This is a genomic window from Enterobacter sp. Cy-643 (assembly GCF_011752815.1).
Classification (GTDB): Bacteria; Pseudomonadota; Gammaproteobacteria; order Enterobacterales; family Enterobacteriaceae; genus Cedecea.
On sequence record NZ_VWWV01000003.1, the window covers coordinates 168,175 to 192,841 of the forward strand.

22 protein-coding genes and 1 other annotated feature are annotated in these 24,667 nt (G+C 54.4%); of the genes, 5 read left to right on the plus strand and 17 right to left on the minus strand.

Annotation, left to right across the window (positions count from 1 at the left end; translation table 11 throughout):
* Positions 1-246: 246 nt before the first annotated feature.
* Positions 247-510, plus strand: a complete 264-nt coding sequence (gene rpsT / locus F3J29_RS13810; RefSeq protein WP_008461694.1) for a 30S ribosomal protein S20 — start codon at positions 247-249, stop codon at positions 508-510.
* 64 nt (positions 511-574) lie between these two features.
* On the opposite strand, the gene nhaR is transcribed toward rpsT, so the two are convergent.
* The 4 genes from nhaR to dnaK form a co-directional block, all read right to left on the minus strand.
* A complete protein-coding gene (gene nhaR / locus F3J29_RS13815) occupies positions 575-1,468 on the minus strand; it encodes a transcriptional activator NhaR (RefSeq protein ID WP_166866901.1) in 894 nt (297 codons plus the stop codon).
* A 66-nt stretch (positions 1,469-1,534) separates the two neighbouring features.
* The gene (nhaA, locus tag F3J29_RS13820; RefSeq protein ID WP_166866903.1) at positions 1,535-2,707 is read right to left on the minus strand and encodes a Na+/H+ antiporter NhaA; all 1,173 of its coding nucleotides are present in this window, start codon (positions 2,705-2,707) and stop codon (positions 1,535-1,537) included.
* 196 nt (positions 2,708-2,903) lie between these two features.
* Positions 2,904-4,037 carry a molecular chaperone DnaJ gene (dnaJ, locus tag F3J29_RS13825; protein WP_166866905.1) on the minus strand — a complete coding sequence of 378 codons (1,134 nt, stop codon included), beginning with the start codon at positions 4,035-4,037 and terminating at the stop codon, positions 2,904-2,906.
* A gap of 84 nt (positions 4,038-4,121) precedes the next feature.
* Positions 4,122-6,044 (minus strand): molecular chaperone DnaK, encoded by a 1,923-nt coding sequence (dnaK, locus tag F3J29_RS13830; RefSeq protein ID WP_166866907.1) that lies wholly within the window; start codon positions 6,042-6,044, stop codon positions 4,122-4,124.
* Between the two features lie 297 nt (positions 6,045-6,341).
* On the opposite strand from dnaK, the gene satP reads away from it, so the two are divergent.
* A complete protein-coding gene (satP, locus tag F3J29_RS13835) occupies positions 6,342-6,908 on the plus strand; it encodes an acetate uptake transporter (protein ID WP_045781297.1) in 567 nt (188 codons plus the stop codon).
* 51 nt (positions 6,909-6,959) lie between these two features.
* Here satP and F3J29_RS13840 read toward each other — a convergent pair whose 3' ends face one another.
* From F3J29_RS13840 to tal, 3 genes are all read right to left on the minus strand, one after another.
* Positions 6,960-8,270 carry an MFS transporter gene (locus F3J29_RS13840; protein WP_166866910.1) on the minus strand — a complete coding sequence of 437 codons (1,311 nt, stop codon included), beginning with the start codon at positions 8,268-8,270 and terminating at the stop codon, positions 6,960-6,962.
* A gap of 125 nt (positions 8,271-8,395) precedes the next feature.
* Entirely contained in the window at positions 8,396-8,983 is a 588-nt protein-coding gene (gene mog, locus F3J29_RS13845; protein ID WP_166866912.1) for a molybdopterin adenylyltransferase, read from the minus strand.
* A 109-nt stretch (positions 8,984-9,092) separates the two neighbouring features.
* Positions 9,093-10,046, minus strand: coding sequence for a transaldolase (tal, locus tag F3J29_RS13850; protein ID WP_039290154.1), 954 nt, complete (start codon positions 10,044-10,046; stop codon positions 9,093-9,095).
* A gap of 217 nt (positions 10,047-10,263) precedes the next feature.
* Between tal and F3J29_RS13855 the strand changes: the two genes are divergently transcribed.
* Together F3J29_RS13855 and yaaA are read left to right on the plus strand one after the other, a co-directional pair.
* The gene (locus tag F3J29_RS13855) at positions 10,264-11,703 is read left to right on the plus strand and encodes an alanine/glycine:cation symporter family protein (protein ID WP_166866914.1); all 1,440 of its coding nucleotides are present in this window, start codon (positions 10,264-10,266) and stop codon (positions 11,701-11,703) included.
* A 72-nt stretch (positions 11,704-11,775) separates the two neighbouring features.
* Positions 11,776-12,549 carry a peroxide stress protein YaaA gene (gene yaaA, locus F3J29_RS13860; RefSeq protein ID WP_166866916.1) on the plus strand — a complete coding sequence of 258 codons (774 nt, stop codon included), beginning with the start codon at positions 11,776-11,778 and terminating at the stop codon, positions 12,547-12,549.
* A gap of 46 nt (positions 12,550-12,595) precedes the next feature.
* Here the strand turns inward: yaaA and F3J29_RS13865 are convergent, their stop codons facing one another.
* From F3J29_RS13865 to yjjY, 7 genes are all read right to left on the minus strand, one after another.
* The gene (locus F3J29_RS13865) at positions 12,596-12,856 is read right to left on the minus strand and encodes a DUF2502 domain-containing protein (protein WP_166866917.1); all 261 of its coding nucleotides are present in this window, start codon (positions 12,854-12,856) and stop codon (positions 12,596-12,598) included.
* A gap of 212 nt (positions 12,857-13,068) precedes the next feature.
* Positions 13,069-14,355 (minus strand): threonine synthase, encoded by a 1,287-nt coding sequence (gene thrC, locus F3J29_RS13870; RefSeq protein WP_008461670.1) that lies wholly within the window; start codon positions 14,353-14,355, stop codon positions 13,069-13,071.
* A 3-nt stretch (positions 14,356-14,358) separates the two neighbouring features.
* The gene (gene thrB, locus F3J29_RS13875) at positions 14,359-15,288 is read right to left on the minus strand and encodes a homoserine kinase (protein ID WP_045781290.1); all 930 of its coding nucleotides are present in this window, start codon (positions 15,286-15,288) and stop codon (positions 14,359-14,361) included.
* A gap of 1 nt (position 15,289) precedes the next feature.
* On the minus strand, positions 15,290-17,752 hold the full coding sequence (thrA, locus tag F3J29_RS13880; RefSeq protein WP_166866919.1) for a bifunctional aspartate kinase/homoserine dehydrogenase I: 2,463 nt from the start codon (positions 17,750-17,752) through the stop codon (positions 15,290-15,292).
* 25 nt (positions 17,753-17,777) lie between these two features.
* Positions 17,778-17,895: a sequence feature (Thr leader region), on the minus strand.
* Positions 17,834-17,902, minus strand: coding sequence for a thr operon leader peptide (gene thrL / locus F3J29_RS13885; protein ID WP_071530522.1), 69 nt, complete (start codon positions 17,900-17,902; stop codon positions 17,834-17,836). (Overlaps the previous feature by 62 nt.)
* Positions 17,903-18,098: 196 nt before the next feature.
* Complete coding sequence (locus tag F3J29_RS13890) at positions 18,099-18,785, minus strand: tRNA/rRNA methyltransferase (protein ID WP_166866920.1); 687 nt, start codon at positions 18,783-18,785, stop codon at positions 18,099-18,101.
* A gap of 402 nt (positions 18,786-19,187) precedes the next feature.
* Entirely contained in the window at positions 19,188-19,328 is a 141-nt protein-coding gene (yjjY, locus tag F3J29_RS13895; protein WP_085938930.1) for a YjjY family protein, read from the minus strand.
* A gap of 96 nt (positions 19,329-19,424) precedes the next feature.
* Between yjjY and arcA the strand changes: the two genes are divergently transcribed.
* Positions 19,425-20,141, plus strand: a complete 717-nt coding sequence (gene arcA, locus F3J29_RS13900) for a two-component system response regulator ArcA (protein ID WP_008461663.1) — start codon at positions 19,425-19,427, stop codon at positions 20,139-20,141.
* 57 nt (positions 20,142-20,198) lie between these two features.
* On the opposite strand, the gene F3J29_RS13905 is transcribed toward arcA, so the two are convergent.
* The 3 genes from F3J29_RS13905 to F3J29_RS13915 are packed head-to-tail and all read right to left on the minus strand — an operon-like array spanning position 20,199 to position 24,666.
* On the minus strand, positions 20,199-22,220 hold the full coding sequence (locus F3J29_RS13905; RefSeq protein ID WP_166866923.1) for a CocE/NonD family hydrolase: 2,022 nt from the start codon (positions 22,218-22,220) through the stop codon (positions 20,199-20,201).
* Positions 22,217-23,839, minus strand: coding sequence for an ABC transporter ATP-binding protein (locus F3J29_RS13910; protein ID WP_166866924.1), 1,623 nt, complete (start codon positions 23,837-23,839; stop codon positions 22,217-22,219). Before F3J29_RS13910 ends, F3J29_RS13905 begins: the two co-directional genes overlap by 4 nt.
* On the minus strand, positions 23,836-24,666 hold the full coding sequence (locus F3J29_RS13915) for an ABC transporter permease (protein WP_008460123.1): 831 nt from the start codon (positions 24,664-24,666) through the stop codon (positions 23,836-23,838). The genes F3J29_RS13910 and F3J29_RS13915 overlap by 4 nt, the downstream gene beginning before the upstream one ends.
* Position 24,667: the final 1 nt, after the last annotated feature.

Consider the following 24,667-nt stretch of genomic DNA (forward strand, 5'->3'; position numbering starts at 1 on the left):
TAAAGCTTGAATGAATTCATTGTGCTGGGAAGGGCTTTGCACAAACTTCGCATTTGTCTTGACGAATTTTGATGCGAAAGACTGTATTCCGAAGCCCGATGCTGGTAGAATCCGCGCCATCACACGTAAGAGGTGTCGGAAATTTAACGACGCTTATTTGCACAAATCCATTGACAAAAGAAGGCTAACGGGGCATATTCCTCGGCCTTTGAATTGTCCACATAGATCATATTTGGGAGTTGGACCTTGGCTAATATCAAATCAGCTAAGAAACGTGCCGTACAGTCTGAAAAGGCTCGTAAGCACAACGCAAGCCGTCGCTCTATGATGCGTACTTTCATCAAGAAAGTATACGCAGCGATTGAAACTGGCGATAAAGCTGCTGCACAGAAAGCATTTAACGAAATGCAACCAATCGTGGACCGTCAGGCTGCTAAAGGTCTGATCCACAAAAACAAAGCTGCGCGTCATAAAGCAAACCTGACTGCGCAAATCAACAAACTGGCTTAATCGCCTTTTTGCTGTAAGCTTTGATAAAAAAACCGGCTAACGCCGGTTTTTTTATGCCTGTTATTCAGTCAACTTTAAACAACGCTGAGTAATCCTTGCTGCAGATACGTTGTACCGCAGGGTGCTGAATCATGCGTTCGGCAAAAATGGCATGGTACTCCTCCAGCACGTTATCCATTCTGCCTATCTCGACGATATCGTCATCGCTGTAGATATCCTGCGCATACAGCGTTGGCGCCACAAAGATAGCGTTATGCGCGGCACCAAACGCCTTCATCAGCGCGGCATCATCAAACTCGCCCAGAATCTCAACCTTCAATCCCTGGATGTTAATCCAGTTGAGCAGTTTGCGCCCCAGCATTGAGCGGCGCCCGGGAATAAGCAGGCGACGGGTTTCAAGACAGGCGGGGAAAGGCTGCTCAGGCTTTGGTCCCTGACACCAGAAACTGATCCCGCACTCGCCGAGTTTCACCGAGAACAGCCCTTCCTGCTGAGTCGAGTCAATCGGGCAGTCCGAAATGATCATATCCAGCTTATGCTGACTAAGCTGCTCCAGCAGCATTTCATGGGTGGATTCAAAGCAGCGCAGGTGGATCTGCTCATCCCCAACGACGGCCGCATCCAGCACGCCGCTAACCAGGCGTTTGGATAACGCATCCGCTACGCCAACATCAAACAAAATGTTAGCTTCTTTACGGTAGTTAACGATATCCAGCATTTCCTGGCTCAGGGTGAACATTCTGTCGGCGTAGCGGAACACCAGTTGCCCCAACTCCGAAGGGACAAGTCCCCTGCCCTGACGGCGGAATAGTTTGCCCTGCAGGCGCTCTTCAAGCGCTTTGATTTGCCCGGTGATCGTTTGCGGGGTCAGGAACAATGCCTCAGCGGCACCGACAACCGACCCTTCTTTGCAAACGTGCCAAAAATAATAAAGATGATTGTAATTGATATGGGACATACCCTTCACTCCCTGAGAATTAATCCATTATCGGGTCATCTGGCGATGACCCGGCAGCCAGTAACGTCATGAAGTCGCCTTAGGCAATCGTACTTTTAGCATCATGAAGCCGACGACTGCAGAGAGTAACGACCCCAGCAAAATGCCCAGTTTCGCCCAGGTAATCAGCTCCGCGTCAACGTCGCCAAAGGCCAGTGAAGCAATGAAAATTGACATCGTAAACCCGATACCACACAGCACGCCTACCGCCATAATATCCCTGAAGCTTGTTCCCTCTGGCAGTGAGGCAAGCTTAAACTTCAGCGCCAGCCAGCAAAACAGGCTGATGCCCAGCGGCTTACCGATGAACAACCCGGCGATAATGCCCAGCGGCAGAAGCGACGTCAGCCCCTGCATGGTCACGCCGCTAAGAGAAACGCCGGCATTAGCAAAAGCAAACAGCGGCAGGATCAAGAAAGCAACCCATGGATGCAGCACATGCTCCAGATCCTGAGCTGGCGAACGCCCTTTCTCTTCTTTCAGCGGGATAAAGAAACCAATAATCACGCCCGCAAGCGTGGCATGCACGCCTGATTTCAATACCGCGGTCCAGAGTATGATGCCTACCAGAATGTAAACGCCGGTCCGGCGCACGTTAAACAGGTTCAGCAATGCCAGTACAGCAATAGCCGCAGCCGCTACGCCCAGCGACATCATCGAGAGATCGTGGGTATAAAACAGCGCGATAATCACAATCGCCCCAAGATCGTCGATAATCGCCAGCGCCATCAGGAAGACCTTCAGCGCCAGCGGAACACGGTTACCCAAAAGCGCCAGGATCCCCAAAGCAAACGCGATATCCGTTGCCGCAGGGATGGCCCAGCCTTCACGCGTTACAGGATCAGCATAGTTGAAAACCAGATAAAGCAGAGCCGGCACGACCATCCCGCCGAGGGCGGCAATGACCGGGAATGAAGCCTGGCGGCGATCGGCCAGTGAGCCGATAACCATTTCCCGCTTCACCTCAAGGCCGATCATCAGGAAGAAAATCGCCATCAGGGCGTCATTCACCCACAGCAGCAGATTTTTACTGATATCCAGCGGCCCAATTCTTACCTCGACGGGCGTGGCAAGGAATGCCTCATAGCCGGCGCTGGTCGATCCCATATTTGCCAGCAGCATTGCCAGCGCGGCGGCAACAATCAAAAAAATACCGCCGGCGGCATCATTTTGAAAAAAACGTTGCAGATTTTTAGTCATTATTTCACCCAACTCTCTAAGTAGCGTATTCATCCTGAACACTAATAGGTTAGCCAGCATAGCGATAATGACACATCGTTAAAAACAGCTTATATTGCAAGTAACGATCGAAAAAACCGATCGATATAAAGAGACATAAAAAAACCTGAACCGAATGAAGCAGTTCAGGTTTTTTAAGCATAGCGACAGGAAGAAATTACCGAGTTAAATCATCAAAGAATTTCTTCACGCCGTCGAAGAAACTCTTCGAGCGCGGGCTATTGTTCGCCCCTGTTGGGCCACCGAAGCTCTCTTCTAAATCGCGCAGCAGCTTTTTCTGTTTTTCATTCAGACTCACCGGCGTCTCAACAACAACCCGGCACAGCAGATCGCCCTGCGCACCGCCGCGCACGGACTTCACGCCTTTACCACGCATTCTGAACAGTTTCCCGGTTTGCGTTTCGCCCGGAACCTTGAGGTTAACCCGACCGTCCAGAGTTGGAACTTCAATTTCCCCGCCCAGCGCAGCCATCGCAAAGTTGATCGGCACTTCGCAGTAGAGGTTATTGCCTTCACGTTCGAAGATTGGGTGCTGTTTCACCTGAACCTGAACGTACAGATCGCCTGATGGCGCGCCGTGCTCGCCAGCTTCACCTTCGCCAGACAGACGAATGCGGTCGCCGGTATCCACGCCCGCCGGAATTTTCACCGACAGCGTTTTGGTTTTCTCTACGCGGCCGTGACCGTGGCAGCTGTTGCACGGATCTTTAATGATGGTGCCGCGGCCCTGACAGTGCGGGCAGCTTTGCTGCACGGTAAAGAACCCCTGACGCATTTGCACCTGGCCCTGTCCGTGACAGGTTGGACAGGTCTGCGGAGAAGAGCCTTTTTTCGCGCCGCTGCCGTGGCAAACTTCGCACTCTTCCAGCGTCGGGATACGGATCTCTTTGGTGACGCCACGAACCGCTTCCTCAAGCGTTAAGTCCATGTTGTAGCGCAGGTCTGCACCACGGGAAGCACGCTGGCGGCGTCCGCCACCAAAAATGTCGCCAAATACGTCGCCAAAGATATCGCTGAAATCCGCACCGCCGCCGCCAAAGCCGCCACCGCCGCCCATACCACCCTGCTCAAACGCAGCATGGCCGTACTGATCGTAGGCCGCACGTTTTTGATCGTCGGTAAGGATTTCGTAGGCTTCTTTAATCTCTTTGAACTTTGCCTCGGCCTCTTTATCGCCCTGGTTACGGTCCGGATGGAACTTCATCGCCAGGCGCTTGTAAGCTTTTTTGATTTCACGCTCTTCCGCTGACTTCGGAACGCCTAAAACCTCGTAATAGTCTTTCTTCGCCATCTCTTTTTTCTGCCCTTAACATACGAGCACGGGCGTGGAGTAAACTCCGCGCCCGTGCCGGTTAATTACCCTGCATCAGGGCGATTATTTTTTATCTTTAACTTCTTCGAACTCGGCATCAACAACATCGTCGTCTTTGCCGGCGTTAGCGTTGCCTGCATCTGCAGCATTGCCAGCCTGCTGCTCAGCGTGCTGCTGCTGAGCCAGTTCCATCAGCTTCTGAGACACTTCAGCCAGAGCCTGGATTTTTGCTTCGATGTCCGCTTTGTCTTCGCCCTTCAGGGACGCTTCCAGCGCGGTCAGCGCAGACTCAATAGCAGTTTTGTCGTCAGCCGGCAGTTTGTCGCCTGCTTCTTCAACCTGCTTACGGGTGCTGTGCAGCAGATGGTCGCCCTGGTTACGGGTCTGAACCAGCTCTTCGAACTTACGGTCAGCTTCAGCGTTAGCTTCTGCGTCACGAACCATTTTCTGGATTTCGTCTTCGTTCAGGCCAGAAGATGCTTTGATGGTGATCTTCTGCTCTTTGCCGCTGTTTTTGTCTTTCGCTGAAACGTGCAGGATACCGTCAGCATCGATGTCGAAGGTGACTTCGATCTGCGGCATACCGCGCGGTGCCGGGCTGATACCGTCAAGGTTAAACTGGCCCAGATCTTTGTTATCCGCAGCACGTTTACGCTCACCCTGCAGCACATGGATGGTTACCGCAGACTGGTTGTCTTCGGCAGTAGAGAACACCTGGCTGTGCTTGGTCGGGATAGTGGTGTTTTTATTGATGAGCGCAGTCATCACGCCGCCCATGGTTTCGATACCCAGAGACAGCGGGGTAACGTCCAGCAGCAGTACGTCTTTAACTTCACCCGTCAGAACACCACCCTGAACCGCTGCACCGATAGCAACAGCTTCATCCGGGTTAACGTCTTTACGCGGCTCTTTACCGAAGAACTCAGCAACTTTTTTCTGCACCATTGGCATACGGGTCTGACCGCCAACCAGGATAACGTCCTGGATATCGGATACGGACAGGCCAGCATCCTGCAGGGCAACTTTCAGCGGCTCGATAGAACGGTTGACCAGGTCTTCGACCAGGGATTCCAGTTTCGCACGAGTCACTTTGATGTTCATATGCTTTGGACCGGTCGCGTCTGCAGTGATGTACGGCAGGTTCACGTCAGTCTGCTGTGCAGAAGAAAGCTCGATTTTTGCTTTTTCTGCCGCTTCTTTCAGGCGCTGCATTGCCAGCGGATCGTTACGCAGGTCAATGCCCTGATCTTTCTTAAACTCGTCAACGAGGTAGTTGATCATGCGGCTGTCGAAGTCTTCACCACCCAGGTGGGTATCACCGTTGGTTGCCAGAACTTCGAAGGTTTTCTCGCCGTCAACTTCGTCGATTTCGATAATAGAGATATCGAAAGTACCACCACCAAGGTCGTAAACCGCGATAGTACGGTTGCCAACTTCTTTATCCAGGCCGTAAGCCAGAGCGGCAGCGGTTGGTTCGTTGATGATACGTTTCACTTCCAGACCCGCGATACGGCCGGCGTCTTTGGTTGCCTGACGCTGAGCATCGTTAAAGTATGCAGGTACGGTAATAACAGCTTCGGTTACCGGCTCACCCAGGTAATCTTCAGCGGTTTTCTTCATTTTCTTCAGCACTTCTGCAGAGATCTGCGGCGGTGCCATTTTCTGACCTTTTACGTCAATCCATGCGTCGCCGTTGTCTGCGCCGATGATTTTGTACGGCATGATGGCTTCATCACGCTGCACTTCTTCGTCCTGGAAGCGACGGCCAATCAGGCGTTTAATCGCAAACAGAGTGTTTTGCGGGTTAGTCACTGCCTGACGTTTAGCCGGCTGACCTACCAGGATTTCGCCGTCCTGCGTGTAAGCAATGATAGAAGGCGTGGTGCGGTCGCCCTCGGCGTTCTCCAGCACACGAGCAGTTGTACCATCCATAATCGCGACACAAGAGTTGGTTGTCCCCAGGTCGATACCAATAATTTTACCCATCTAAACGTCTCCACTAAAAATTCGTCATCATGTGGTTGTGAACCTGTTATGCGGGCAAAAGCGTCTGTTTCAACTGCCCGAAGCGTTTTTTTTCAGGTCCGCCAACTGCGGTTGCATACAAGATGGGGTCGCAACGCTTGCCATCAAGGGGCAGGTGAAAAAAAATTTTCTGCTTTCCCCCCGCTCAGATCATAGACGCCGACGTGCTGCCTGATTATTATGCCGCGCCCGCAACCGGACTCCCGGCTGCCGGGCATTAATTAACACTACATTTCAGATGAATTTTTCAGAGGAACTATGGGCAACACTAAGTTGGCTAATCCAGCTCCCCTGGGCTTAATGGGCTTCGGCATGACCACCATTTTGCTCAACCTGCATAACGCAGGTATTTTTGGTTTTGACGTTACTATCCTCGCGATGGGGATTTTCTACGGCGGTATCGCGCAAATCTTCGCGGGCCTGCTGGAGTTTAAAAAAGGGAACACTTTCGGTTTAACCGCCTTCACTTCTTACGGCTCTTTCTGGCTGACGCTGGTGGCGATTCTGCTGATGCCTAAAATGGGCCTCAGCGATGCGGCCAACGGCCACTTCCTTGGCGCGTACCTGGGTCTGTGGGGTGTCTTCACCCTGTTCATGTTCTTCGGCACCCTGAAAGCCCCCCGTATGCTGCAGTTCGTGTTTGCCAGCCTGACCGTGCTGTTTGCCCTGCTGGCAATTGGCCACCTGGCAGATAACGAAGGTATCGTGAAAGTCGCAGGCTGGATTGGCCTCGTGTGTGGCGCCAGCGCCATCTACCTGGCGATGGGTGAAGTGCTGAACGAGCAGTTTGGCCGCACCGTGCTGCCGATCGGCGAAAAGCACTAATCTTCCTTTAGCGGAAAGTAAAACGCGGAGCCCTGCTCCGCGTTTTTTTATTCAGGACTGTGTCAGCGCTCCTTCCTCTATCTCATCCTGATGATGAATATCCTTTCTTAGCCAAATTCCCATCACTAAACCCACGATGGCAAGCGACAGTACGTACCAGGCCGGCGCCATCGGCGACACGCCCATTAGCATGGTGACCGCAATCGGCGTCAGGCCGCCAAAAATGGCATAAGACAGATTGTAAGAAAACGAAATTCCGGTGAATCGCACCTGCGCCGGGAACGCCCGCACCATAACAAATGGCACCGCGCCAACCACGCCCACGCTCAGCCCGACCAGGCCATACAGCAAGAAGAGGTGCTCTGGATGTGTCCCACTCAGGTGATAAAACATCCAGCTGCAGATGGCGAGCAAAACGCTGCCGACGGTAAAGGTTTTCCCTGAGCCAAAGCGGTCAGCCGCCAGGCCTGCCAGCAGGCAGCCCACGCACAGCATAATCGTGGCAATACTGTTTGCCTGCAGCGTTAAGGCTGGAGCAATTCCATGCTGTTTTTGTAGCCAAATTGGTGACATCAAAATCACCACCACGATACAGGCGGAGAGCAGCCAGGTCAGCAGCATAGAAACAACCACCGCTTTTTTATGCCCAACTACCACCGACTTAAGCGGCAGCTCCTCGGCCAGCGCTTTGCGCTGCTGCATTTCGAGGAAGATCGGCGTTTCACGCAGCCAGCGGCGAAGGTACATCGCCACCAGGCCAAAAATCCCGCCCAGGAAGAAAGGAATGCGCCAGCCGCCGTCATGGATCGCCTGCTGGGTCATGGAAGTATTAATAATGGTTGCTACCACGGAACCCAACAAAATGCCGACGGTCAGCCCCATCGTCAAAATGCCGCAGGCAATACCAATCCGCTTATCCGGCACATGCTCTGAGACAAAAACCCAGGCGCCCGGCACTTCGCCACCGATGGCCGCCCCTTGCAGAATACGCATCAGCAGCAGTAACAGCGGAGCCGCAATGCCCAGCGACGCATACGTAGGCAACAAGCCAATAGCCAGCGTCGGTACCGCCATCAGCAGAATACTGAGGGTAAACATCTTTTTGCGGCCCACCAGATCGCCAAAATGCGCCATCACAACCCCGCCCAGCGGACGCACAAGATAACCCGCCGCGAAAATAGCGAATGTCTGCACCTGGCGCAGCCACTCCGGGATATCTGCCGGGAAAAAGAGCTCTCCCAACACCGCCGCAAAGAAGACGAAGATAATGAAGTCGTAGAATTCGAGGGCACCACCGAGGGCGGCGAGCGTCAGGGTTTTGTAATCCTGCCGGTTAAGAGGTCTGGCGTGCTGTTTTGACATAGAGGACCGCTTGTAAAGAGGAGTGTTAATTATTTTTTCCGTTTAGCTGTAAAGCCAGAGTTACTATAACGGTAAAATGTTCACACTCCATACCAATTCGATCTTATGTCACAAAAGTCGATTATTCAGGGTTTTGTTTCGCGACGAGCGCTTTTAGGCCGGAAAGCTGCTACCACATGGTCATGCGTTTCCACATAAGGCCCATCCAGCAACTGTATACAATACGGTACACTCGCAAAAATCCCCGGTACCACAACCTTACCGCTTTCATCTTTCACGCCTTCCAGCGTTTCCTGAATAGATTTTGGCTGCCCCGGAAGGTTGAGGATCAAGGCCTGTTTACGAATGACGCCCACCTGGCGAGAGAGGATCGCCGTCGGGACAAAATGCAGGCTAATCTGGCGCATCTGCTCGCCAAAGCCGGGCATTAAACGATCGGCAACGGCGAGCGTAGCGTCCGGCGTTACGTCGCGACGCGCTGGCCCGGTCCCACCGGTAGTCAGCACCAAATGGCAGGCCATTTCGTCCACCAGCTCGCAAAGCGCTTGTTCAATGATGGATTGTTCGTCAGGGATCAGGCGGGTTTCTATCTTAAAGGGCGTGGTCAGCGTCTGCTCGAGCCACGCTTGCAGCGCAGGGATGCCTTTATCCTGATAAACGCCGCTAGAAGCGCGGTCTGAAATGGACACGAGTCCAATGCGTAAGGTATTCATATCAATCCCGGAAATCAGCAAGTCTGAGTGGGATGATACACGGGGAAAGGCGTTGCAGACAGGGAAAGCGGTGAAAAGCGTGACCGGCAAAAGCCGGCCACGAGAATGATTACAGCAGGTCGCCGATCATTTTTTCCAGTTTTTCCTGGTCGATAGCAAACTTACGGATACCGTCCGCCAGTTTATCAACGGCCATTGGGTCCTGGTTGTGCTGCCACAGGAACTGGGACTCGGTGATGCGCTCAGGGCGCGCCTTAACTTCACCGGTGTAGCTCAGCTTACGCTCGATTGTGCCTTCGCTTTCTGCCAGCTCTTTCAGCAGAGCAGGTGCGATGGTCAGGCGATCGCAGCCAGCCAGTTCAATGATTTCACCGACGTTACGGAAGCTTGCGCCCATCACCACGGTTTCATACCCGTGCTGCTTGTAGTACTGGTAGATTTCGGTCACGGAAACCACGCCTGGATCTTCCTGCGGCGCGTACTCTTTCTTGTCGGTGTTAGCTTTGTACCAGTCAAGGATACGACCAACAAACGGAGAAATAAGGAATACGCCCGCTTCGGCACAGGCACGCGCCTGAGCGAAGGAGAACAGCAGGGTCAGGTTACAGTTGATGCCTTCTTTTTCCAGCTGCTCCGCAGCGCGGATGCCCTGCCAGGTAGAAGCCAGTTTAATCAGGATGCGATCGTTGCTGATGCCCGCGTCGTTGTACAGTTTGATCAGGTGCTTGGCTTTCGCGATGCTGGCTTCGGTGTCATAGGACAGGCGAGCATCCACTTCGGTAGAGATACGGCCAGGGATCAGCTTCAGAATTTCCAGGCCGATGTTGACAGCCAGCTTGTCGGAAGCGTCAACCACCTGCTGAGCGCGATCGTTGCTCTGGCTACGAGCCCAGGTAATCGCTTCGTCGATCAGTTTACGGTACTCAGGGATCTGCGCCGCGTTAAGGATCAGAGAAGGGTTGGTAGTAGCATCTTGCGGCTGGTACAGCTTCATCGCCGCGATATCTCCGGTGTCAGCAACCACGGTGGTCAGTTGACGCAAAGAAGTCAATTTATCCGTCATAATGAGTGTTTCTCTTCAGGTGTAGCTTGTTAGGGAGATGTAACCGGTCTGGCTTGATGATATCACGCCGCCCATCAGGTGCAACCGCGACAAGTGCTGTCCGTCCAGTGCGCGAGAATATGCTAAACTCGACCGCCATTTTATCTGTAACGTAATGGATTGCATGGCCCGGGCCCGTCAACCTCGCCGCCATCACGCATTAACAAGAGGGACGTTAATGACAGATTTTTTATTGTTTATCAATGAGGTGCTTTGGGGCTCGGTCCTACTTTGGCTGCTGATTGGCGCGGGCATCTGGTTCACCTTCCGCAGCGGCTTCGTCCAGTTCCGTTACTTTACCCGGCTGCGCCTTTTCCTGCGCAACAGCGACTCGCCGGATCCTTCCGGAATATCCTCATTCCAGGCGCTCTGTACCAGCCTTGCCGCGCGCGTAGGCAGCGGGAACCTTGCGGGCATTGCGCTGGCCATCTCAGCAGGTGGCCCCGGTTCGGTGTTCTGGATGTGGGTTGCCGCCGTGCTCAGCATGGCCACCGCCTTCGCAGAGTGCTCCCTCGCCCAACTCTATAAAACCCGCGACAAAGAAGGAAACTACCGCGGCGGCCCGGCCTGGTATATGGAGCGTGGGCTTGGCATGCGCTGGATGGGGGTGCTGTTTTCCGTCTTTTTGATCGTTGCCTTCGGCATGGTGTTCAACGCCGTACAGGCCAACTCCATCGCGATTGCCACTCACTACGCATTTGACGTGCCAAAAATCTGGGTGGGCCTTTTCCTGGTAGCCGTTACCGCGCTGGTCATCTGGCGAGGGATGAGGACCATCGCCCGACTCTCCCAATGGCTGGTGCCGCTGATGGCCTTACTTTGGGTATGCATGAGCCTGTATGTTGTCGGGCTGCATATTGAACGTTTCCCCGAAGTCATCAGGCTAATTTTCAGCCACGCCTTTGGCTGGCATGAAGCCGCTTCTGGGGCGCTGGGTTATACCGTCAGCCAGGCCATCACCAATGGTTTTCAGCGCGGGATGTTCTCTAACGAAGCGGGCATGGGCTCCACGCCGAATGCAGCCGCAGCCGCAGCCGCCTGGCCCCCACACCCGGCAACCCAGGGCGTGGTGCAAATGTTTGGGGTATTAATTGATACTGTGATCATTTGCACCGCAACCGCAGCCATTGTGCTGATGTCCGGCATGATAGACGGCATTGAAACGTCACGCAGCGGCATTATTCTGGTTCAGCAGGCGCTCAGCTCGGCCGTAGGCGGATGGGGCAGCGGTTTTATCGTGGTTATCGTTTTCCTGTTCGCCTTCACGTCTATCATGGCGAATTACACCTACGCCGAGAACAATTTGCTGTTCCTGAACCAAGACAGCCGGGCGCTGAAATTTTTACTGCGTTTTATGGTGCTCACCATGGTGCTGTTCGGGACGCAGGCCGCGCTGCCGCTGGTCTGGCAGCTGGCAGACGTGGCGATGGCTATTATGGCGATTACCAATATTACGGCAATTCTGCTGCTTTCTCCGGTGGTGAAAACGATAGCGGCAGATTATCTGCGCCAGCAAAAACTGGGGATCTCACCTATTTTCAATCCCAACCGTTTCCCGGAGATTAAAAACCAGCTTGCGCCGGGCGTTTGGGACAGAAACATAGAAAATAAACCTTAGCTGATTGCAGCCATAGGCCGCGACAGGCGGGAAATTTGCTAAAGTAACGGCCAAACTATGCAAGGAGTGGACATGCTAATTCTTATCTCACCTGCCAAGACGCTGGATTACCAAAGCGAGCTGCCGACGGACCGCTATACACAGCCGGAGCTGCTGGAATACTCACAGCAGTTAATTAGCGTTGCCCGCAAGCTTAGCGCCCCGCAAATTGCTTCCCTGATGAGCATCAGCGATAAGCTGGCTTCTCTGAACGAAACTCGTTTCCATGAGTGGCACCCGGCATTTACGCCACAAAACGCGCGTCCGGCTATTCTCGCCTTTAAAGGTGACGTTTATACCGGCCTGCAGGCCGAAGAGTTTAGTGAAGCAGACTTTGATTTCGCCCAGCAGCACCTGCGGATGCTTTCCGGGCTGTACGGTGTGCTGCGTCCGCTGGACTTAATGCAGCCTTACCGGCTGGAAATGGGCATCCGCCTGGAAAACCCGAAAGGCAAAGATCTGTATCACTTCTGGGGCGACACAATTACCGAGAAGCTGAACCAGGTGCTGGCCACCCAGGGCGACAATATCGTCGTCAACCTGGCGTCTGATGAATACTTTAAAGCGGTGAAGCCGAAGAAGCTGAATGCGGAGATCATCAAGCCCGTTTTTCTGGATGAAAAGAACGGCAAATTTAAAGTCATCAGCTTCTACGCGAAAAAAGCACGCGGACTGATGAGCCGCTACATCATTGAGAATCGCCTGACGAAACCAGAACAGCTGAAAGCGTTTAATACCGACGGCTATTTCTTTGATGAAGAAGCTTCACGGAAAAACGAGCTGGTGTTTAAGCGCCACGAGCAATAAAAAAACGCCAGCGTTAAGCTGGCGTTTTACTTTGAACTAGTGCTGGTTATCTATCCCAGCGATTATCATGATGGTCCCGTGGCGGGCCATCAAACCTTGCGTGGCGCTGCCAGCGGTGTTCACGCCACTCATAGTGCCTTGCCCACCAGTCATGATCTCGCCAGTAATGGCCGTCCCAGTAGCGCCCGTGGTTGTCCCGATCGCCGAAGTGCAGCGTCACGGCAGGCACCAGCGTGATTTCTCCCGCCTGTACCGCCAGCGGCATCACCACCAGCAGGGACAACGCCAGAAAAATAGATTTCAACATAGCTTGCTCCTTACTTCTTAAGCCGGCCCACCGGGCCCGTTAAGATGAGCTTATGTCGGAAATCACGCCCGCGTTATTCTCCGCAATCCTAATCTCTAAGCATCCGCATTTTATGGGAATTTCTCCTTTTTTCCTGCTAAATGCCTGCTTATTTTCTCCCTGATTCACGGGAAAAAAAGCCCCAGTTTGACAATCAAAATGGGGCTTCGGGATTACGCTTTAACCATCATGAATTTACGTAGTTCGGCAAAATCAGCCGGGAGGTTGTGGGACAACAGCGGCAGGTCGGCGCGGGAGGCCAGCTCCTCCGGCAGCGGCAGCGCTTCGCCCAGAATCTCTTCCACGCTCTCTTTAAACTTCGCCGGATGCGCGGTGCCCAGGAACAGCCCAAACTCGCCCGGCTGCAGCTGGTCGCGCAGAGCACGATAAGCAATCGCCGCATGCGGTTCGGAAACGTAGCCAATCGCCTTCAGCTCGCGCATCGTGTCTTTGGTGGTTTCATCGGTAACGGCGGCGTAGCCAAGATCGGTCAGACGCCAGATTTTGCGGCGGAAAAGCTCTTCCACGCGCGGCCAGTTGTTCGGCTGGCTAACATCCATTGCGTTGGACAGCGTGGCAACGGTCGCTTTAGGCGCCCACTGGCCTTCCGCGAGGAAGCGTGGAACGGTGTCGTTGGCATTCGTGGCGGCAATAAAGCGCTTAATCGGCAGGCCGAGGGATTTTGCCAGCAGGCCAGCCGTCAGATCGCCAAAGTTACCGCTCGGCACGGAGACCACAAGCTGATTACGGGCTTCCTGCGGCAGCTGGGCTACCGCTTCGAAGTAATAGCAGATCTGCGCCAGCAGGCGGCTGATGTTAATAGAGTTAGCCGAGTTTAACCCCAGCGCCACCTTCAGTTCTTCATCATCAAATGCCTGTTTGACCAGCGCCTGGCAGGCATCAAAATCACCGTCAATTGCCACGGTTTCGATATTCCCCCCGAGGGTACAGAACAGTTTTTCCTGCAGCGGGCTGATTTTTCCACGTGGATAAAGAATAACGACGCGTACATTCTTGAGGCCGTAGAACGCATGAGCCACCGCCGCACCGGTATCGCCGGATGTTGCAGTCAGAATGGTCACAGGCTTGTCGCCGCTGATGTGGGTCAGCATCTGCGCCATAAAGCGCCCGCCAAAATCTTTAAACGCCAGCGTCGGGCCGTGGAACAGTTCCAGGCAGCCCACGTCCGGCTCAACCATATTCACCGGTGCAGGAAACGCGAAGGCCGCACGCACGCGCTCTTCCAGAATCTCCTGCGGGATCTCATCCCCGATAAACGCGGACAAAATTTTGCTGCTGCGGCTGACAAAATCCATCTCCAGCATGGCGTCGATTTCAGTCAGTTCAAACTCAGGCAGGTCGTGCGGGAAGAACAGGCCCTGCTGTTTGCCCAGGCCCTGGGTAACCGCCTGTGCAAAGGAGACCTGCTCGTTGTGATCTTTAAGGTTGTACAGTTTCATGTCTTATCCCAAAACTCGTGCGCCAGCCGTATCCAGACGGCAAATATGTACAAAACCTTCCTGGTTCTGCAAATAATGTTGGCTGAGCCAGTCAGCCACGCGCTGCGCGGTATCGGTGTTATCGCACAGTGCAAATAAGGTCGGGCCAGAACCCGAAATCCCGCTCGCCAGGGCGCCGATATCCGCCACGGCTTTACGGGACTCATCAAACTTCGGCAGCAGTTTGGCGCGGTAAGGTTCAGCAATCACATCCTGCATCAGCTTCGCCGCGAGTGCAGGCTGGCGGGTATGACAGGCATGAATAAAACCGGCCAGATGTCGACCGTGGCTGATGCAGTCCTGACGGCGATACTGGGCGGGTAAAATCGCACGCGCTTCGGCGGTTGAAACCTTAATCCCCGGATAGGCCAGCACCCACAGCCACTCATCAAAGCCTGGCACCTGCTGGCTAATGATGCCGTTTTCTTCGATCATCAGCTGCATGCCGCCGAGGAAACATGGCGCGACGTTATCGTAGTGAATGCTGCCGGAAATACGCCCTTCCAGCTCGCCCATTAGCGCCAGCAGGCGCGTGTCGCTCAAAGGTTTGCCGCAAAATTCATTCATCGCCATCAGGCCAGCCACCACCGAACAGGCGCTGGACCCCAACCCGGAGCCGATGGGCATGTTTTTCTCGAGCGTCATCGCCACGGGAATCGTCTTGCCAATTTCCTGGCAGAAACGCTCCCAGCACTGATAAACAATGTTCTCACGCGGTTCATCCGGCAGCTTACTGGCGAACCGTCCAAGGTTGGTCAGGCTGAAGCTGTCTGCCGCTTCAACCGTGACGTAATCACCCAAATGTGAGCCATCAACCGGCGACACTGCCGCACCCAGCACATCAAAACCGACGCTCATATTGGCGCTGGAAGCCGGGGCATATACTTTAACCATCTTAAACTCCTAACTTCCATGACAGGGTGCGAAGCAGATCCGCGAACACGCCGGCGGCGGTAACGTCGTTACCCGCCCCGTAGCCACGCAGCACCAGCGGCAGCGGTTGATAATAGTGGCTGTAGAAGGCCAGGGCATTTTCGCCGTTCTTCACCTTATACAGCGGATCGTTGCCATCTACGGCGTCGATCTTCACTTTGCAGCTGCCGTCTTCTTCAATAATGCCGACGTAACGTAGCACTTTCCCATCGTCACGCGCCTTCCTCACACGAGCCGTAAACTCATCATCCAACTGAGGAAGGCGTGCCATAAAAGACTCGACGTCTCCGCTCGCATCAAAATTTTCCGGAAGTACGGATTCGATCTCGATATCCGAAAGTTCCAAATCGCTCCCGGTCTCACGCGCCAGGATCAACAGCTTACGCGCCACGTCCATACCGGAAAGATCGTCACGCGGATCCGGTTCGGTATAGCCCATTTCACGCGCAGTGCTGGTCGCCAGCGAGAAGCTCATGCCTTCATCCAGCTTCCCGAAGATGTAAGAAAGCGATCCGGAAAGAATGCCGGAGAAACGCTGCAGCTCATCGCCCGCATTCAGCAAGTTTTGCAGGTTTTCGATCACCGGCAAGCCCGCCCCCACGTTGGTATCGTAGAGGAACTTCCGGCGAGAACGCTCTGCGGCATTACGCAACTGGTGGTAATAATTCATGCTCGAGGTGTTGGCCTTTTTGTTTGGCGTCACCACGTGGAAGCCTTCGCTCAGGAAATCAGCGTACTGATCCGCCACGGCCTGGCTGGAAGTGCAGTCCACAATCACCGGGTTCAGCAGATGATACTCTTTCACCAGACGAATCAGGCGGCCAAGGTTGAACGGCTCTTTGGCCTGCTCCAGCGCCTGTTGCCAGTTCTCGAGATCCAGGCCATGCACGTTAGTCAGCAGGGCTTTAGAATTCGCCACGCCGCAAACGCGCAAATCAATATGCTTCTCCTTCAGCCACGCCTGTTGGCGTTTAACCTGCTCCAGCAGAGCCGCGCCCACGCCGCCAACGCCTACCAGGAACAACTCAATAACCTGGTCGGTGTTAAACAGCATCTGGTGAGTCACACGCACGCCGGTCACGGCATCGTCGTTATTGACCACAACGGAGATAGAGCGCTCTGAGGAGCCCTGCGCGATAGCGATAATGTTGATATTCGCGCGGGCCAGGGCGGCAAAGAACTTGGCGGAGATACCGCGCAGCGTTTTCATGCCGTCGCCCACAACGGAGATGACCGCCAGGCGCTCAGTCACCGCCAGCGGCTCCAGCAGCTCTTCTTTCAGTTCGAGATAGAACTCGTCTTCCATCGCCTTGCGGGCGCGGCCGCAATCAGCCTGCGGAACGCAGAAGCTGATGCTGTACTCGGAGGAGGATTGAGTGATCAGCACCACGGAAATGCCGGCACGGGACATGGCGGCAAACACGCGTGCGGCCATGCCGACCATGCCTTTCATACCCGGGCCTGAAACGCTAAACATCGCCATGTTATTCAGGTTAGTAATGCCTTTCACCGGCAGCCCTTCGTCATCGCTCTTGTCGCCAATGAGCGTACCTGGCGCCTGCGGGTTTCCGGTATTTTTAATCAGGCAAGGGATCTGGAACTGAGCTATCGGGGTGATGGTGCGAGGGTGAAGTACTTTGGCGCCGAAGTAGGAAAGCTCCATCGCTTCCTGGTAAGACATCGACTTCAGCAGTCGGGCATCAGGGACCTGGCGTGGGTCGCAGGTATAAACACCGTCGACGTCAGTCCAGATCTCACAACAGTCGGCTCGCAGACAGGCAGCCAGCACGGCGGCAGAATAGTCGGAACCGTTACGGCCCAGAACAACCAGCTCGCCTTTGTCGTTCCCGGCGGTAAACCCGGCCATCAGGATCATGTGATCGTCAGGAATGCGGCTGGCGGCGATACGGCGGGTTGACTCTGCGATATCCACGCTGGAATCCAGATAGTGCCCCACAGCCAGCAGCTTCTCGACGGGATCGATCACGGTAACCTGGTGGCCGCGGGCCTGCAGCACGCCCGACATAATCGCGATGGACAGCTTCTCGCCCCGGCAGATGATCGCCGCATTGATGCTGTCCGGGCACTGGCCCAGCAGGCTGATCCCGTGCAGAACATGTTTAAGCTGAGCAAACTCTTGATTCACCAACTCTTTCAGTTCAGCCAGCGGAAAGCCAGGCTGCGCTTCTGCCAGGCCATTCAGCAGTTCAGCAAAGATACGCTCTGCGTCGCTGATATTCGGCACAGCGTCCTGGCCCCCGATGGTTTTCTCAATCATCGCCACAAGGTGGTTAGTAATTTTTGCCGGAGCAGACAGCACGGTCGCCACCTGCCCCTGTTTGGCATTACTTTCCAGGATATCGGCAACGCGAAGGAAACGCTCCGCATTTGCCACCGAAGTACCGCCGAATTTCAACACTCGCATTGTTGTGACCCCTTGATTTTTTCCCGAAAAAAAAGCCCGCACTGTTTAGGTGCGGGCTTTTTTCATTTTTACCTGTATGCGTCAGCCCGCACCGTTACCTGTGGTAATGGTGGTTGTGATAATTGTGGTAATCAGGCTGAAGCGAAACATGGATGTTGTGTGCTCTAAATTTGTAATAGCTCTATTGGTTAAAGCAATCCCTTTACCAAGTCAATTTTTTTTAGTTCTGTCACAAAAAATTGACTTGCCCGGTCGAGCTGAAAAACCCACCAAAAATGGGCGTAAAAGCGCGTAAATAGCGCAATAAGTTAGATGAACGTCTCAAAAAGGGTCATTCAAAAACATTTCATTCTGACAATTTTTTTTCGATGTCATGCAGCAAACGGTGAAGCATTGCCGTGTCTCTCTGTTCCAGTAGCCCCAAACGCTGCTGGACCCAATCGACCATTTTTTGGTCGTCCGCGACCTCAAGACGATGCAAAAGCGCTTCCATTCGCAAACGCAGGGCATTCAATTGCTGTCCGTCACCCGTCACGCTTTCTACAGGCGGTTGCTGTATTAAAGCGGAAAGCTGGTAGCAATAAACCATCACAGCCTGCCCCAGGTTAAGCGATGGGTAATCCGCAACCATCGGCACGCCGGTTAGCACATCCGCCAGCGCCAGCTCTTCGTTGGTCAGTCCGGAATCTTCACGGCCAAAAATCAGCGCCGCACATCCTACCCACTGGCGTTTCTCTTCGAGCATTGGCACCAGCTGCTGCGGCGTCGCATAGTAATGAAACTTCGCCCGACTGCGGGCCGTTGTGGCGATGGAAAAATCCACGTCACTCAGGGCATCTGCGAGCGTGTCAAAGTGGCGAATCCCATCAAGGATATCGCCCGCGCCATGCGCCACCCAACGCGCGGCGGGCTGGAGATGCGCGTCACTGGCAACGATTCTCATCTCCGTAAACCCCATGGTCTTCATCGCCCGGGCAGCGGCCCCGACGTTCTCTGCTCTGGCCGGTGAAACCAGGATAATTGGCAAACGCATTGGAACTCTCTTCTAAAATTCGTTAAAACGTGCGAAGTGATGCACAAATTTGGATAATACGCATCGCAAATTTACTTTGTTGCAACATATATTGTAGCTATGACTTCTGATGGACCTATAACTTAAGCTTATGCTTTTACGTGATTATATACCATGAAAATGGGGGAAATACGGGTTATATCCACTTGTTTAGCATGGTTTATTTTCCCACAAGAGAAACACAGCTGCTGGCCAGATTCAGCGTACTTTATTTAACGCTTTACGATCTTGATTATTAAAAAGTTGTGACAAAAGCTAGCATTGAGCTACGATGATTTATTGAAACTGTTAACGTGCTACAATTGAAATTGATATATGTCAACGAAGCGTAGTTTTATCAGGTGTCTAAAGCGCGTCAGCCTGTTATGTTGCTGTTAAAATGGTTAGGATAACAGCCGTTTTTGACACCGTCGGGTCCAAAGGGAACGCACCCACGACCAAGCTAATGATGTTGTTGACGTTGATGGAAAGTGCATCAAGAACGCAATTACGTACTTTAGTCATGTTAAGCCCGGCATGTTAATTTATGGCATGTAACAGGCAGGTCAGGGACTTTTGTACTTCCTGTTTCGATTTAGTTGGCAATTTTAGGTAGCAAACATGCAGACCCCGCACATTCTTATCGTCGAAGACGAATTAGTAACACGCAACACGCTTAAAAGCATTTTTGAAGCGGAAGGCTATGATGTTTTTGAAGCGACCGATGGCGCAGAGATGCATCAAATCCTTGCCGATAATGACATTAACCTCGTCATTATGGACATCAACCTGCCGGGTAAAAACGGCCTGCTGCTGGCGCGTGAATTGCGCGAGCAGGCTAACGTGGCGCTGATGTTCCTGACGGGTCGTGACAACGAAGTGGACAAAATCCTCGGTCTTGAAATTGGCGCGGATGACTACATCACCAAACCTTTCAACCCGCGTGAGCTCACTATTCGCGCACGTAACCTGCTGTCCCGCACCATGAATTTAGGGGCCATCAGCGAAGAACGTCGTTCCGTTGAAAGCTACAAATTCAACGGCTGGGAGCTGGACATCAACAGCCGCTCTCTGGTTAGCCCGAACGGTGAACAGTATAAGCTGCCGCGCAGTGAATTCCGTGCGATGCTGCACTTCTGTGAAAACCCGGGCAAAATTCAGTCTCGTGCTGAGCTGTTGAAGAAAATGACCGGTCGCGAGCTGAAGCCGCATGACCGTACCGTCGATGTGACCATCCGCCGCATTCGTAAACATTTCGAATCCACGCCGGATACGCCAGAAATCATCGCCACCATCCACGGCGAAGGCTACCGTTTCTGCGGTGACCTGCAGGAATAAGCGCTTAGAAATAACGAAAAGGGCTGACACACGTCAGCCCTTTTTTATGCCTGTCTTTCAGCGGGAAATACGTTCATTCCAGTCCCGGGTAAAGACCACTTCCCCATTATGTTGAACCGTCATCTTTCCACTGACGATAAAATGCGTCAGGTCACTGCGCATCTCCAGCACAATATCTGTGTCCGTCCACCAGCCTTCCCGGCCAATTTTCATATTCTGAGTCAACAGATAATGCGCCGAGAGAGGATCGCTGTTTTGTACAGTCAACTGACGCCTAAGGCTATGATCGACGGTCGTATTGATATCATCAAACCGATACACGCCCTCACCAAAAACACCGCCCACGCCCTGAGTGATGCTCTGCCAGCTGTCTTTCACCACGTCATAGCGCAACTCGCGATCGACTCGCCCCGGAGAGAGGATCGTCAGCGGCGTATTGGCTGCCGTTTCAGGATAAGGGTTCGGACCCGCGATCGGCTTCACTTCCCGGCAAACCGGCAATTGCAGCTGGGCGCTAGCCAGGTCAACGCTAAGCGTCGCATTTTCAGCCATCGGCCAGATCATCGGCCAGAAGGTGGTCGCGAGAGAAACCCGTAGCCGGTGCCCGGCAGCAAAGCGCCAGGCGATGCCATCCAGTTGCACACTCACCTTGACCTTCTCGCCCGGCACCAGCGCGGCGTTCTGCTCCTGCCCCTGCAAATGACTGAGATTCACCCAGCCGTGACTGACGCGGGTAGACGCGCCATCGGGTGCAACGTCTGACAGTCTTACATACAGCATGGCCGCAGGCTTATCGCTGGAAAGCGTGACGTCAAACTGCGGGAAACCATAAATCGTAAGGCATTCGCTCAGCGGCAGGCTGTCGAAACTTTCTGCCAGCCCGTCGTCCATTCGCTGATCGCTCGGGCTTTCCCCCAGCACGCCAGCGCCCATCCACTCTCCGGCAAATAAGCCGTGATTCTGCACGCTATGGATGTCCTGCCGGTATTCATCAGCTAAAGGCGATACCGCCAGTCGGCCAGGCTGCAGATGCCAGCGCTGAGGGAAGGTTTCAGCGTCAGTATCGTTCTCAATGGCAATCCACTCCCCAAAGGCCTGCGGCCGCTGCGAATCAGGTCGCTGGCTGTCGTTGAGCCAGGCCTGAACGCGTGGGCCATCCAGTACGTCATTATCTATTTGCTTCAGCCAGCGGTCCCACCAGCTTACTGCCTCCTGCAGAAAACCGATGGCCGGGGTGGGTGAGCCATCCTGGGGATAAATATGCGCCCACGGGCCGAGGATCGCCTTACGCGGGACGTTAAGATTATCCATCAGGCGGAAAATCGCGTTGCTGTAGGAATCCGCCCAGCCGCCCACCGCCATCACCGGGCAGGTAATGGCCTGCCAGTCCTCTCCCACCGAGCCGTGCTTCCAGTAATCATCTTTCAGCGGATGTTCCATCCACAGCGCCGGGAAGAAAGGCATATTTTCAAGGCGATGCAGCCAGGCCTGATACCAGCCCTCCCCGACCAGCTCCGGATCCTGCGGGCGGCTTTGATAGGCCAGCATAATGCCGCCCCACCACAAATTGTCATTCAGCAGGCAGCCGCCTTTATAGTGGATATCATCGTTGTAACGATCGTCCGTCGAGCAGACCGTGATAATGGCTTTCAGCGCGGGAGGGCGGCGAGCCGCCAGCTGCAGGCAGTTAAACCCACCCCAGGATTTTCCCATCATGCCTACGGCGCCGTTGCACCAGGTCTGACGACTGATCCAGTCGATCACTTCCAGCGCATCTTCCTGCTCTTGAAGAAGATATTCATCGGCCATCAACCCGTCAGAATCACCGCTACCTCGCATGTCTACCCGCAGCACCGCATAGCCATTTCCGGCAAAATAGCCGTGCATCGGCTCATCCCGGGTACGCGTTCCGTCGCGCTTGCGGTAGGGAATGTATTCCAGAATAGCGGGCACCGGCTGCTGTGAAGCCGACAAAGGCAGCCACATACGCGCGGCCAGTCGGGTTCCGTCTTTCAAAACAATCCACAAATGTTCCGTCACGCTCACGCTGTGGGGGAATTGCGTAATAAGAGTTTTCATGAAGCTCCTGCCATTGCGTTTGACTGACGCTGACCCAGCACCTCATCCAGCCAGGAGGGGCGCATTTCCGGCACGGAAGTCAGCAGTTTTTCGGTGTAGCTGTGCATTGGCGCGCTGAAGACCTGCGCCGTCGGGCCCTGCGCGACAACGTTGCCCTGATACATCACGGCAACCTGCTGGGCAATGCGTTTCACCGTGCTCAGGTCATGGGTAATAAACAGATAAGACAGCCCCAGCTGTTCCTGCAGATTTCTCAGCAATTTCAGCACTTCTTCCGCCACCAGCGGGTCAAGCGCGGAAGTTGCTTCATCGCAGATAATCAGATCGGGCTTCGCGGCCAGCGCTCGCGCAATACACACGCGCTGCTTCTGGCCCCCGGAAAGCGAGCCAGGATAGCGATCAATCAGATAATCAGGCAGTTCAGTCAGTTTCAGGAGTTCCAGAACCCGCGCGCGAACCTGCTGTTTATCAAGGCCAAAATAGAACGCTACCGGGCGGCCAATCGCCTCCAACACGGTTTGCCTCGGGTTAAGCGCCACATCGGGCAACTGATAGATCATCTGAATACGGCGCAGCGTCTCTTTATCACGCTGCGGGTAACGGTTGGCCAGCGCCCTGCCAGCAAAGGTGACGCTGCCTTTCGTGTCAGTCAGCAGGCCGCAGAGTGCCCGGGCCAGCGTACTTTTCCCGCTCCCGGACTCGCCGATAACGGCCATCGTTTCCCCTTTGGCAATGCTAAGGGAGACGTTGTGGACGACAGCCTTTCCGTTATAACCCGTCGAGAGATTATTCAGCGCCAGAAGCTGCCCTTCGGGTTTACTTTCGGCATGCACCGGCGTTAAAGCGTGGGCGCGTTCGGACACCAGCCGCTGCGTGTAGCTTTCTGTTGGATTCTGCAGAATATCGGCGGTGCTGCCGCATTCCACTTCGCTCCCCTGACGCAGTACCATAATGCGGTCGGCAATCTGTGCGACCACCGCCAGATCGTGGGTGATATATAGCGCGGCGGTATTGAACTCTCTGACCAGTTTGCGCAGCATCACCAGCACTTCGATTTGCGTTGTCACATCCAGCGCGGTGGTCGGTTCATCCAGGACCAGAACATCCGGCCTGCAGGACATCGCCATCGCCGCCATCGCCCGCTGCAGCTGCCCGCCCGAGAGCTGATGTGGATAGCGCTGGCCGATAGTTTCAGGCTCCGGGAGATCAAGCGCTTTAAACAGCGTCACGGCCCAGGCCTCGGCTTCCTCCGCGCTCATCAGGCCATGGCGGAGCGGCCCTTCACAAACCTGCTTGCCGATGGTCAGCGCCGGGTTGAACGCGGCGGCGGCGCTCTGCGCCACATAGGCCACGCGCTTACCGCGAAACTCACGCTTCTCTTTGCTGGACAAGGCCACAATATTTTCTCCGGCCACCAGCACTTCACCGCCCGCAATACGACAGCCCGGTCGGGCATAGCCCAGGGCCGCAAGACCGATAGTTGATTTCCCCGCGCCGGACTCGCCAATCAAGCCAAGCACTTCACCGGGCATCAGGCTGAGAGAGACGCCTTTCACCAGCGGCAGCCCCTGCTCGGTTTCAATGCGTAAATCACGCATCTGTAAAATCGGTTGTGTCATCCCTCTTCTCCCAGCGAAAGGTTGTTACGCACCAGCAGCCAGTCGACCACCAGGTTGACGCCGATTGTCAGCAGGGCAATCGCCGCAGCGGGGTACAGCGGAGCAAACTGGCCAAAGTTGATGGCCTGCGCGTTGTCGCGCACCATGCTGCCCCAGTCCGCCCACGGCGGCTGAATGCCCAGCCCAAGGAAGCTAAGCCCGGCAATAAACAGGAAGGTAAAGCAGAAGCGCATGCCGAATTCCGCCAGCAGCGGCGGCATCGCGTTAGGCAGAAACTCTTTGCGAACGATCCACCACAGCCCCTCCCCACGCAGGCGCGCCGCCTCAACGTATTCAAGGCAAACTATCCCCTGCGCCACCAGACGAGCCAGACGGAAAACGCGAGTCGCGTCTAACAACGCAATGGTGCCGACCAGCACCGGAATAGAGGTCCCCAGCACGGACAGGACGATCAGCGCCAGGATCAGCACCGGGATCGACATCAGCGTATCCACAATGCGGGTCAGCACGACGTCCACCCAACGCCCGTAAATCGCGGCGGTAAAACCGGTAATAATGCCCACCACAAATGAAATAGCGGTGATCGCCAGCGCAATCGCAATGGTGGTTCGGGCACCAAACAGAATGCGCGACAGCATGTCACGCCCCAGACTGTCGGTACCGAACGGCATCGAACTGGACGGCAGCATCCAGATGTCACCCACCTGAGCCGTTTCGCTGTGCGGCGCCAGCCAGGGCGCAAAAAGCGCAGCAATCAAATTGACGGCAATGATGGTCAATCCCAATATTGCCGACAGCGGCACCGTGCGAATTTTGATATTTTTCATG